Annotated in this window: 12 protein-coding genes; 10 read left to right on the top strand and 2 right to left on the bottom strand. The window is 68.8% G+C overall.

Features of this window, described 5'->3' with window-relative positions; translation table 11 throughout:
- The first annotated feature begins 71 nt into the window (after nucleotides 1–71).
- The 5 genes from FL344_RS36940 to FL344_RS36920 are packed head-to-tail and all read left to right on the top strand — an operon-like array spanning nucleotide 72 to nucleotide 4,778.
- Nucleotides 72–953 carry an SCO family protein gene (locus tag FL344_RS36940; protein ID WP_141621806.1) on the top strand — a complete coding sequence of 294 codons (882 nt, stop codon included), beginning with the start codon at nucleotides 72–74 and terminating at the stop codon, nucleotides 951–953.
- A complete protein-coding gene (gene coxB / locus FL344_RS36935) occupies nucleotides 950–1,996 on the top strand; it encodes a cytochrome c oxidase subunit II (protein ID WP_141621805.1) in 1,047 nt (348 codons plus the stop codon). The genes FL344_RS36940 and coxB overlap by 4 nt, the downstream gene beginning before the upstream one ends.
- Nucleotides 1,980–3,650: a cytochrome c oxidase subunit I gene (ctaD, locus tag FL344_RS36930; protein ID WP_141621804.1), complete on the top strand. Its 1,671-nt coding sequence runs from the start codon at nucleotides 1,980–1,982 to the stop codon at nucleotides 3,648–3,650. Before coxB ends, ctaD begins: the two co-directional genes overlap by 17 nt.
- A complete protein-coding gene (locus FL344_RS36925) occupies nucleotides 3,640–4,308 on the top strand; it encodes a cytochrome c oxidase subunit 3 family protein (protein WP_141621803.1) in 669 nt (222 codons plus the stop codon). Before ctaD ends, FL344_RS36925 begins: the two co-directional genes overlap by 11 nt.
- A gap of 14 nt (nucleotides 4,309–4,322) precedes the next feature.
- Nucleotides 4,323–4,778 carry a cytochrome C oxidase subunit IV family protein gene (locus FL344_RS36920; RefSeq protein WP_141594493.1) on the top strand — a complete coding sequence of 152 codons (456 nt, stop codon included), beginning with the start codon at nucleotides 4,323–4,325 and terminating at the stop codon, nucleotides 4,776–4,778.
- Nucleotides 4,779–4,858: 80 nt separating this feature from the next.
- Here the strand turns inward: FL344_RS36920 and FL344_RS36915 are convergent, their stop codons facing one another.
- On the bottom strand, nucleotides 4,859–5,851 hold the full coding sequence (locus tag FL344_RS36915; protein ID WP_141621802.1) for a DUF481 domain-containing protein: 993 nt from the start codon (nucleotides 5,849–5,851) through the stop codon (nucleotides 4,859–4,861).
- 211 nt (nucleotides 5,852–6,062) lie between these two features.
- Here FL344_RS36915 and FL344_RS36910 point away from each other — a divergent pair, with 211 nt between their 5' ends.
- The 5 genes from FL344_RS36910 (at nucleotide 6,063) to FL344_RS36890 (ending at nucleotide 10,317) form a co-directional block, all read left to right on the top strand.
- On the top strand, nucleotides 6,063–6,734 hold the full coding sequence (locus FL344_RS36910; protein WP_141621801.1) for a hypothetical protein: 672 nt from the start codon (nucleotides 6,063–6,065) through the stop codon (nucleotides 6,732–6,734).
- 76 nt (nucleotides 6,735–6,810) lie between these two features.
- Entirely contained in the window at nucleotides 6,811–7,767 is a 957-nt protein-coding gene (locus tag FL344_RS36905) for a GNAT family N-acetyltransferase (protein ID WP_228565639.1), read from the top strand.
- A gap of 21 nt (nucleotides 7,768–7,788) precedes the next feature.
- Nucleotides 7,789–8,931, top strand: a complete 1,143-nt coding sequence (locus FL344_RS36900; protein WP_141621799.1) for a hypothetical protein — start codon at nucleotides 7,789–7,791, stop codon at nucleotides 8,929–8,931.
- Nucleotides 8,928–9,275, top strand: a complete 348-nt coding sequence (locus FL344_RS36895; protein WP_141621798.1) for a YkgJ family cysteine cluster protein — start codon at nucleotides 8,928–8,930, stop codon at nucleotides 9,273–9,275. Before FL344_RS36900 ends, FL344_RS36895 begins: the two co-directional genes overlap by 4 nt.
- A 55-nt stretch (nucleotides 9,276–9,330) precedes the next feature.
- Nucleotides 9,331–10,317 carry a hydrolase gene (locus tag FL344_RS36890; RefSeq protein ID WP_141621797.1) on the top strand — a complete coding sequence of 329 codons (987 nt, stop codon included), beginning with the start codon at nucleotides 9,331–9,333 and terminating at the stop codon, nucleotides 10,315–10,317.
- Nucleotides 10,318–10,332: 15 nt separating this feature from the next.
- Here the strand turns inward: FL344_RS36890 and FL344_RS36885 are convergent, their stop codons facing one another.
- Nucleotides 10,333–10,935: a hypothetical protein gene (locus FL344_RS36885; protein ID WP_141594500.1), complete on the bottom strand. Its 603-nt coding sequence runs from the start codon at nucleotides 10,933–10,935 to the stop codon at nucleotides 10,333–10,335.
- Nucleotides 10,936–11,165 lie beyond the last annotated feature (230 nt).

Here is an 11,165-nt window from a genome sequence, read left to right as displayed (position 1 = left end):
CTCCCGGGCAGACGCCTCCGGCACCGCAGCAGTAGCCTTCAGCGCTCCCCTGTCGTAAGAGCCGTCCTGCAATGATGTCCACCCGCTCCTACATCCTTCCGCGCGCCTGCCGCGCGGGCTTCCTCGCCGCGGCGGCGCTGGTGCTGGCCGTCGCGGTGCCGGCCTCGGCCATGCCAGGTGCCGGGAAGACGCCCCGGGCCATCCTGGAGGCACAGCAGGACCTGCCGCCCCCCATCCAGGGTGTGGACGTGCAGGAGCATCTGGGGGAGCTGGTGCCCATGGACACCCGCTTCCTCGACGCCTCCGGGCGCGAGGTGCGCCTGGGCGACGTGGTGCCGAAGGCGCGGCCCACCCTGCTGACACTCGTCTATTACAACTGTCCCATGCTCTGTAACCTGGTGCTCAACGCCCAGGTGCAGTCCATGAAGGAGCTCGGGCTCGAGCTGGGCAAGGACTACGAAGCCGTCACCGTCAGCATCGACCCTGACGACACGCCCGCCCAGAGCATGGAACGGCGGCGGCGGCACCTGCAGTCCATGGGCAAGCCGGAGACGGCCCCCTGGCACTTCCTGACCGGCACGGACGCGGAAATCCGTCGGCTCGCGGACGCCCTGGGCTTCAAGTACACCTACGACGAGAGCACGAAGCAGTACGCCCACGCAGCCGTGGTGCACGTGCTCACGCCGGAAGGCAGCATCTCCCGGTATCTCTACGGGACGACGTTTCCCCCCTCGGACATGAAGCTGGCGTTGCTGGAGGCGGCCAATGGCCGCGTGGGTACCAGCTTCGATCAGATCATCCTGTCCTGCTTCAAGTATGACACCGCCAGTCGGCGGTATGGCTTCTACATCTTCGGGTTCATCCGCCTGGGCGGCATAGCCGTGTTCTGCGTCCTGGCGACGATGCTGATCTACTTCTGGAGGCGCGAGCTGAAGAAAGGCGCGGCGGCATGAGCGAGCTTCTCAACAATATCCTGTTCCTCCCGGAGGCCGCGTCCACGTTCGCGGAGCGCATCGACAACCTGCATCACTTCGTCGTGGGTACGACGATGGTGATGTCCACGGCGGTCGGTCTGGCGGCCCTGTTCTTCTTCTTCCGTTACCGCCGCCGCCTGCCGGCGCAGGCGACGGAGTACATCGTTCCCACCCTGAAGACGGAGTTCCTCTTCGTCTCCGTTCCCCTCGTGTTCTTCCTGACCTGGTTCGGTATCGGGTTCCGGGACTTCACGTGGGTCACCACCCCGCCCAAGGACGCGATGGATGTGTACGTCATGGGCAAGCAGTGGATGTGGAAGTTCTCCTACCCGGAGGGCCCCAACGGGGTGAACGTGCTGCACGTGCCGGCGAACCGTCCGGTGCGTCTGCTCATCACCTCGCGTGACGTGCTGCACTCGTTCTACGTGCCGGCCTTCCGCATCAAGATGGATGCGCTCCCGGGCCGCTACACGCAGATCTGGTTTGAGGCGACCAAGCCGGGCACGTACCAGGTGCTGTGCACCGAGTACTGCGGCCTGTCGCACTCGAAGATGCTGGCCGAGGTCGTCGTGCTCCCGCAGGAGGAGTACGAGAACTGGATCCAGGAGCAGCGCCGCGGCCGTCTGCAGGACCGTCAGGACGCGCTGGCGGACAACTCCCTGGTGCCGCCGGTGGCGCGCATGGTGGAGCAGGGCCAGGTGCTCGCGGGCACCCAGGGCTGCCTCAAGTGCCACTCGGTGGACGGCTCGCAGCACATCGGCCCGACCTTCCTGGGCATGTACGACCGCGTGGAGCAGCTCGATGACGGGCAGACCATCCGCGTGGACGAGGCCTATATCACCCAGTCGATGATGGACCCGGGTGCCCACCTGGTGGCGGGCTACCAGAACGTGATGCCGACCTACCAGGGCAAGCTGCAGGGCCCGGAGACGGCCGCCATCGTCGAGTACATCAAGTCGCTTCGCACTCCGAACGTCCGTGAGGGCGCCTCCGAGGGACCCGCCTATGACGCCATCCAGTAGCATCGCAGCCCCGGGCGCCACCCCCGCGCCCGAGGAGCATCACGACCACCACCCGAACTACCTGGTCGACGGCACCACCATCAAATCGTGGCTGCTGACGGTCGACCACAAGCGTATCGGGCTCATGTTCCTGTTCTGGGTCCTGCTGTTCTTCCTCGTGGGCGGCATCTTCGCGCTGCTCATCCGAGTGGAGCTGCTGACGCCGGGCCCGACCATCATGGACGCGATGACGTACAACCGTACGTTCACGCTCCATGGCCTGGTCATGATCTTCCTGTTCATGATTCCGGCCATCCCCGCCGTCTTCGGTAACTTCATGTTGCCGCTGATGCTGGGTGCCAAGGACGTGGCCTTCCCCCGGCTGAACCTGCTGTCGCTCTACATCTACCTGGCCGGCGCGGTGTTGGCGCTGTGGGGCATGCTCAACGGCGGCCTGGACACGGGCTGGACGTTCTACACCCCGTACAGCGCGCACACGACGACCACGGTGGCGCCGGTGCTGTTCGGCGCGTTCATCATCGGGTTCAGCTCCATCGTCACGGGCATCAACTTCATCGTGACGTGCCACACCATGCGCGCGCCGGGCATCACCTGGTTCAAGATGCCGCTGTTCGTGTGGGCCATCTACGCCACCAGCTGCATCCAGGTGCTGGCCACGCCGGTCATCGGTCTGCTCCTGGTCCTGGTGACGGTGGAGAACGTGTTCGGGTTCGGCATGTTCGACCCGGCGCGCGGCGGCGACCCGGTGCTCTTCCAGCACCTGTTCTGGTTCTACAGCCACCCGGCCGTGTACATCATGGTGCTGCCGTCCTTCGGCGTGATGAGCGAGATCGTCGCGACCTACAGCCGCAAGAACATCTTCGGCTACCGCGCGGTGGCGTACTCCAGCCTGGGCATCGCCTTCGTGGGCTTCTTCGCCTGGGGCCACCACATGTTCGTGTCCGGCCAGTCCACCTTCGCGGGCGGTCTGTTCGGCGTGCTGACCATGCTGGTGGGTGTGTTCACCGCCATCAAGGTCTTCAACTGGGTGGGCACCGTCTACAAGGGCGCGGTCGAGTTCAAGACGCCCTTCGCCTACTTCTGCGGCTTCCTGTTCTTCACCGTGTTCGGTGGCATGACGGGCATCGCGCTGGGCACGGTGTCGCTGGACGTCGCCTGGCACGACACCTACTTCGTGGTGGCGCACTTCCACTTCATCATGGTGGGCGCGACCATCATGGCCTTCCTGGCCGCCCTCCACTACTGGTTCCCGAAGATGTTCGGGCGCACGTACCACGAGGGTTGGGGTCTGGTGTCCGCGGCGCTCATCATCCTGGGCTTCAACGCCACGTTCATTCCCCAGTTCCTGCTGGGCAACAACGGCATGCCGCGCCGCTACTACGAGTACCCGGAGCGCTTCCAGGCGCTGAACGTGGCCTCCACGGCCGGCGCGACGCTGCTGGCGTTCGGGTTCATCATCATCGCCATGTACCTGACGTACGCCCTCATCTACGGCAAGGCGTCCGGCAAGAACCCGTGGCGCAGCAAGGGCTACGAGTGGCTGTCCGAGTCGCCGCCGCCGACCCACAACTTCGTGGGGCCGCAGCCGGTGTTCCCGGAGGAGCCCCACTTCTACGTGGACCCCAAGAAGGCCGAGGTGCCCGATGCAGTCTAGTTCTCACGCCGCCGGGGGCGCCGCCCTGCCCGTCCCCCGGCTCGCCGGCCACTTCGCCTCGCTCGAGGTGCAGAACCACGCCGCGCGCCTGGGCATGTGGCTGTTCCTGGCGACGGAAATCCTGCTCTTCGCCGGCCTCTTCATCTGCTACGGCATCTACCGCTTCCTCTTCCCGGAGGCGTGGGCGGCCGCCAGCCGCAGCCTTGACCTGACGCTGGGCACCGTCAATACGGTGGTGCTCATCACCTCCTCGCTCACCGCGGCGCTCGCGGTGCACTACGCGAAGGAGGGGAAGAACAAGATGGTCGCGGTGCAGATTGGCCTCACCCTGGTGATGGCCGTCGGCTTCCTCGTCATCAAGTACTTCGAGTACGACCACAAGTTCCACATTGGCACGCTGCCGGGCCGCTTCTACTCGTACGAGGGCATCCAGCTTCCGGGCGTGCCCCTGTACTTCACGGTCTACTTCTGCGCGACGGCCCTGCACGGCATCCACGTCGTCATCGGCATGATCGTGCTGGCCTTCTCCATGGTCCGCGCGCTGAAGAAGGCCGACTTCGGGCCGAACAACTACACGATGGTCGAGCTGGGCAGCATGTACTGGCACCTCGTCGACCTGGTGTGGATCTTCCTCTTCCCGATGCTGTACCTCGTTTGAAGGGTTCCTCCACCATGGGCATTGCCAACGAATCCCGGCAAGAAGAACAGAACATGCGTGAGGAGCACCACGGAGCGGGCCGTTACTGGCTCATCTGGGGCCTGCTGCTCGTGCTGACGGTCGTCACGGTCGTCACCGGCCGCATCCACATCCCCACCTGGGGCCTGGTGCTGGCGCTCGTCATCGCCTCCACCAAGGGCACGCTGGTGCTGCTCTACTTCATGCACCTGGCTGACCACCGCGGCGCCAACCGACTGGTATTTGCTGTCTCCATCATCTTCGTGGTGCTGATGCTCGCCATTCCGATGGTGGACCTGGGCACCCGCTTCCGCGGCGCCACGCCTCCGGGTTCGACGTACAGCGACCTGCAGGCGATCGACATCGGCGCGGACGCCGAGGAAGGCCGCTACGGCGGCGGCATCCGCAAGCAAGGGAAGACGGGCGAGGAGTCCGGCGCTCCCAAGCAGTAAGGCGGTTGGGGCGGCCACCGCCCCACTCCACCCACACGCGGCGCCGAGGGACATCCCCGGCGCCGCGTTGCTTTTGCGGGCTACAGCATCACTTCGAAGTTCAGCGCCAGCGCGGTGTCCGTGGACACCTTGCCCGGAGGCGGCGCGCTGTCGTGCTTCACCAGGAAGCTGGTGCCCAGCGACAGCTGCTTGGTGAGCCCCACGGACAGCTGCGTCTGGCTGTTGAAGAGCATGCGCGAGTCGCCGATGACGCTCACCAGCACCTCCACGTCCTCCTTGAAGGTGACGTTCTGCGCCAGGCCGTAGCGGAACACGGCGCCGAAGCGCGGGCCGCCCAGGTCGACGTCCGGCAGGTTCATCCGCGTGGGGTAGTACTGGAAGCGCGTCTCATTGGCGTAGCGGAAGGCGGCGTCCGTGCGGAGGTAGGACTCGCGGCCCTTCTCCTTCTTCTCGTCCCACCACAGCACGCCCAGACCGCCTTCGCCGAAGGTGCGCGACTCCACGCTCTTCACGTGGTCCGTCTCCGCGCCCCCCAGCAGGTAGCCGCTGATGACGTCGGTGAAGCGCCGGTCGCCGCGCAGCTCCAGGCCCGCGTTGAACGCCACCACCTGGGACACAGCCTCCTCGCCCGTCACCTCGGGCGGACGGCTGCGGCCATAGGAGCCGTAGGACTTGATGGCGTAGATCCAGTGTTCCGTCGTGCGCTGGGCGCTGGCCAGGCCGCTCACCGTCAGGGTGGAGGCGTTACCCGTCAGCGAGATGAGGCCCAGGCCGACGGTGACGTCCCATTCCCCCTGCTTCTTGTCGGTGGCGGGAGCAGCCTCGGGCGCGGGGGCCGGTGGCGGAACGGTGGCGGCGGCGGCGCGCTCGGCGGCCTCGGCGGCACGGGCGCTGGCCTCAGCGGCGCGCTCAGCCGCGACGGCGGCGCGCTCGGCGGCGATGGCGGCGCGCTCCTCCACGCTGAGGGGCGCGGCGGGCGCGGTCTCCGCGGCGGGAGCCGGCGGCGTGGAGGAAGCGGGCGCAGGCGTCTGGGCCTGCAGGGACGTGGCAATCAAGAAGGCAGCGGAAAGCATCGGGTCTCCAGGTCAACGACGCCGGCAAAAGCCTGAGTCCGGGTGTGGAAGTCCTGTGTTCCCCCCCGATGCCGACGCAGCACCCTTCCTGCTTCAAAGGCCCGCCGCGCTTCAATGGCTTAATGGTCGAATTCGGACACGCCCCGCCGCCACCGCACCGGGTGGGTCCGTTCACACCGCCTTCCAGGCCGCTGTTGAAAGAAAAAGGCCCATGTCCCTGCGCCCCGCTCCGCTCCTGCTGTTCTGCGCCCTGCTCGTCCCCGCCGCGGCCTCCGCCCAGCGCGTCAGCATCCCAGTGGACGTGGGGGTGGGGCCCGCGGCCTTCGCCTTCTTCGGCCCCGTGTTCGACGACCAGCCCATCCACACCGGGCTGAAGCTCTCCGTGGAGGCGGTGCTGGACAAGGAGTGGCTGAAGAAGAACCAGCGTCGCGTGCCCCAGCGCTACCGCAAGTACGCCAAGAGCCTGGATGAGGTCCGCATCTCCCCGTCCATCCTCATCCCGGACGCGCTCATCATCTCCCCCAAGCTGCGCAATACCGGCATGTACGGCGCCACCTGGAAGCCGCTGTCACTGGGGGTGCCGCTGACGTCCAGCCCAGCGCGGCTGTCGCTCGGCGCGGGGCTGCTGCTGACGTACGTCTACATGCACTCGGACACGCTGCCCAACACGCACTTCCTGCGGCCCGGCGCGGAGGTGGGCATCGACCTGGAGCTCCAGCTCTCCAAGAGCTTCCTGCTAGGCGTGGGCTGGGAGTCCGCGTTCTACGTCCCGCAGGAGTTGGGGGGCCTGGGCCTGCCCGAGCGCCTGCGCGATGGCATCTTCCACGTGGGACAGGCCTACCTTCAGCTCCACTTCCGATTCCCCTACACCGTGCGCTTGTAAGGCGGAAGGCAGGCAGGCCTCGCGGGCCCTCCAGGGCTGCTGCGAAGCGTCGCGCGCGCGACTACCCTGCCCCGCCATGCATCTGGTCGTCGCCAACGAAGCACAGAAGGCGGAGAGAGACCGCCACACCTATACCGCCTGGGGGTCGCCCCTCACCGTCGAGCAGTTCCTCGAGCGGGAGCAGCGGCTGCGCGCCCATCCCTGGAGCCGGGACACCATGCGCACCTGGCTGCTCTGCGATGACGCCGGCCGCGTGCTCACCTCATGCGAGACGTTCCGCACGCCCAGCTACCTGCGCGGCCCCGACTGTCAGACGACGCGCGGCGACAGCTTCGTCATCGCCAGCGTCTACACCGAGCCGGCCCTGCGCGGACACGGACATGCCACGCGGCTGATGGACCAGGTGGCCGCGGAGCTGGAGCGCACGGAGCCGGACGCCCAGGCCGCCGTGCTCTACTCCGACGTGGGCGCCCGCATCTACCGGCGCTCCGGCTACCAGGAGGTCCCCGCCTGGGACTGGCACCTGCCGGTGGGCAATGGGCCCGTGATTCGCAAGGTGGACACGCTGCTGGAAGACGCGGACGTGCCCTCGGCGCTCGAGCGGATGCGGCGGCCGGAGGTGCCCTTCTACCTGTGGCCGGACGCCACGCAGGTGGACTGGCACCTGGAGCGCGAGCGCATCTACGCGGAGCTGCTGCGCCGCCCCCGGCCTCGGGCCTGCGGCGCGGTGGTGGGCGCGTCCACGGCGCTGTGGGCGATGATGGCCCGCCAGGGAGAGCTGGTGGTGCTGATGCTGGACGCGCGCTCCGAGGACGACGCCGCCGCGCTGCTGGAGGCCGCGGGGGCCCAGGCCCACAAGGCCGGGCTGTCCAAGGTAGTGCTGTGGGAGGAGCCGGGCACCATGCCGTGGGTGGCCCGGCTCCCCGAAGCCAGCCGCGAGGCCCGGGATGGCTCGCTGCCCATGGTGCGGCCCCTGCGCGAGGGCCTGCCCACCGCCGCGGACATCCCCTTCGCTCGCGCGCTGTGGGCGTGAGCGTGCGGCTAGGATGCGCGCATGGCCCGCAGAACCCGCATCATCGAGGGCACGTGGAACTGCACCTCGTGTGACACGAAGTCGATTCGTGCCCGGCACAAGCGCTGCCCCCAGTGCAACAACCCGCGCGAGCTGACGGGCAAGGAGTCGGAGTTCGACTTCGGCGGCGTGGACGCGGCCAGCGGGAAGTCGCTGCGCGAGGGCGTCACCGACGCGGCGGCGTTGGAGTTGGCCAAGGCGGGAGAGGACTGGTTCTGCGCCTTCTGCGGCGCGGCCACGCGGGGGGACACGACGCGCTGCAAGCACTGCGGCGCCGAGCGCACCGACGACGCGAAGGCGGCTCCACGCCAGGCGTTCGACGAGCCCCTACCACCACCGCCGCCGCAGTCACGTCCCGCGAAGCGCAAGGCGCCGGTGCTCCTGGCGCTGGGCTCGCTGTTCCTCTGCTGTCTCGGCTCCAGTGTCTTCGGCCTGTGGGCAGGCAAGGCGCATGAGTTTCCCGGCGAGGTGACGGGCACGGCCTGGAAGCGCACCGTGATTCAGGAGCGCTTCACCCGGGTGACGAAGCGGGGCTGGCGCAACGAGCTGCGCTCCGTCACGCCCCGCATGCCCGTCAACGGCACGGGCGAGGTGGCGGGTGTGGCCGACATCCGCGACTGCGTGTCCGTCCAGCGAGGCACCCGCCGCGTCCCCGACGGCACGGAGCGGGTGTGCCGGACGAAGTCGCGCAAGGTGGCCTGCGGCACGGAGGAGAAGTGCCGCCGCAAGGACATGGGCAACGGCTTCATGGAGGAGGTGTGCGAGGACGTGACGAAGTACTGCCGCGAGTCCTATGAGGACTGCCAGAACGAGACACGCTACCGCCGGGAGCCCGTGTATGCGGACCAGTGCACCTACGACACCCATGAGTGGAAGCCGCTGACGCGCAGGGAGGCGTCCGGCACCGACGATGCGCCGCGCTGGCCCGAACTGGCCGTGGGCGCCGCGGACCGGCTGCGCCGCGAGGAGACGTACACGGTGCGGCTGCGCTACGAGGATGACGGCGCCCATGAGCACGTGCTGGAGCCGGAGGACGAACGGACGTTCCTCGTCTGGAAGAAGGGCCAGGGCGCGCGCCTCACCGTGACGAACCTGGGCACGGTGGAGAAGGTGGTGCCCCTATGAGTGCCCCCCCCTCCAAGCCCGTGGAGTGCACGCGCTGCGGCGCCTGCTGCGTGGCGCCGGACATCGCCGCGCTGGACAAGCCGCTGGGCCTGCGCTGCCCACACCTTCAAGAGGACAACCTCTGCGGCGTCTACGAGGAGCGGCCCGCCATCTGCCGCGACTACCAGGCGGATGAAGTCTGCACCCTCATCGAGGCTCCCACGCTGGAGGAGCGCGTGGAGAAGTACCTGGGCCTCTTCGGGCTCCAGGCGGAGGCCCGCGCCTTGCGCGAGCAGGGCTGTGCGTCCATGCGCATGGCCCGCCGCCTGGCCACCCTGCGCCGCCCTGACGACACCAAGGACTAGGCGCCTGGCGGCAAGAGCGCTTGTCGTCCCCGCGCACGGGCGTTATCCCCCGGCCGTGCGATTCCAGCCCACCCAACCCTTCGTGCCCGCGCCCGGCCTGGCCAACGAGCATGCGCAGACCATCTACGCCTCGCTCGTGCGCCCCACCGGCACGCCCGCGCTGCGACGCGAGCGCATGGAGTTGCCAGACGGCGACTTCGTCGACCTGGACACCTTCGACGGCGCGGCGGGCGCGCCGCATGTCGTGGCGCTGCACGGCCTGGAGGGCTCGTCCCGCGCGGGCTACGTCACCGCCATCCTGCGCGGTGCTCGGACGCGCGGCTGGGGCGCCACCGCGCTCAACTTCCGCTCATGCAGCGGCGAGCCCAACCGGCTGGCGCGCTCGTACCACTCGGGCGACATCGACGACGCGCTCCGGGTGCTGAATGAGACGCGCGCCCGCGTCACCGGCCCGCTGTTCGCGGTGGGCTTCTCCCTGGGCGCCAACGTGCTGTGCCGGCTGCTGGAGACGCTGGGCGACGACGCGCCCGTGGAGGCCGCCGCGTCCGTCAGCGCGCCGTATGACTTGAGCGCCTGCTGTCGCAAGCTCGACGCGGGAGGCCCCTTCCACCGGCTGTACCGCGAGCGCTTCCTGCGGACGCTGAAGCAGAAGGCCCGCGAAAAGCTGCGTCACTTTCCGGGGGCCTTCGACGGCCGGGCCATGGAGGCGGCGCGCACCATCCGCGCCTTCGACGACGCGGTCACCTCCGCGCTGCACGGCTTCCGCGACGCCGCCCACTACTACGCGGAGTCCTCCGCCGGCCCCCGGCTGCACGCCATCCGCCGGCCCACGCTGCTGCTGAGCGCCGCGGACGACCCGATGCTGGAGACGCCCGTCATCCCGCCCGCCGCCGCCGCGAATCCCCACCTGAGCGTCGTGGTGACGGAGCACGGTGGACACGTCGGCTTCGTCGGCGGCCAGGTGCACCGGCCCCACTTCTGGGCGGAGGCGCAGGTGCTGGCCTTCTTCGACGCGGTGCTGTCCCAGCCGCGCGCGGACTGAGGCAGCGGCCTCGGCTCAGCCAAAGGACAACAGGATGCCGAGCTTCGCGGTGGGTTCGATGTTGCTCAGGCTCCAGCCGTGGAAGTTCGCGGGCTCCAGCGCGTCGCGGAACTGCTCGTCCACGCCGACGATGCCCGGGCTGTAGAGGCGCATGATGCTGAAGCCGCCGCGCACGAAGAAGGTCAGCCGCTTCGGGGCCTGCCATTCGAAGCCCAGCAGGGCGCTCGCGTAGGAGTAGCCCACGCGCTCCAGCGAATGGATGGGCATCTGCGTGCGGTCCACGATGCGCCGCTCCAGGCCTTCACCATTTGCGGGCCGCGCATGGCCGGCCTCCAGCGTTAGCGCGGGCGTCAGGCGCCCCTTCAAGGGCAGCAGCGTGAGCCCCACGCGCGCTCCGGGACGGACACCATTGTGCGTGCCGCCCACGTGGAGCCGGAGCATTCGCGTGGGCCGGAAGGAGAGTGACAGGCCCGCGCCTTCGGGTGCGCTGGCGTCCAGCATCAATCCGAAGGGGGCCAGCCGCTCCGGGTCCTGGGTCCGCCGCTGGAGCCCCGAAGCTTGCGCTGTCTGTGCCGTCAGCAGCACCCCGACCACCGCCAGCGCGGATACCACCCCCATGCCCTGCCTCCCGTAACGCATGCCCCGTCCCGCCCGTCCTCCTACCCCGCAGCCATGACCGGCCTCTCGGGTGATGCTACTGCACACTCGCCCCCCTGCATCCGCGCCCATGGAGTCCCCTGGCTGCCCGCCTGGTCAGCGCAGGGCGGGAGCCTTGCTCCACCCGCCGCGACGGGACCGCGAGCCCGGGAGAAGACGCGACGGGCTCCGGGAGGCCCCCACCTCACCGG

Origin of the sequence: Myxococcus sp. AB036A, from assembly GCF_006547355.1 — a bacterium.
GTDB lineage: Bacteria > Myxococcota > Myxococcia > Myxococcales > Myxococcaceae > Myxococcus > Myxococcus virescens.
Note: the sequence above shows the minus strand (reverse complement) of the source record. Positions and strands in the feature narration are given on the sequence as shown.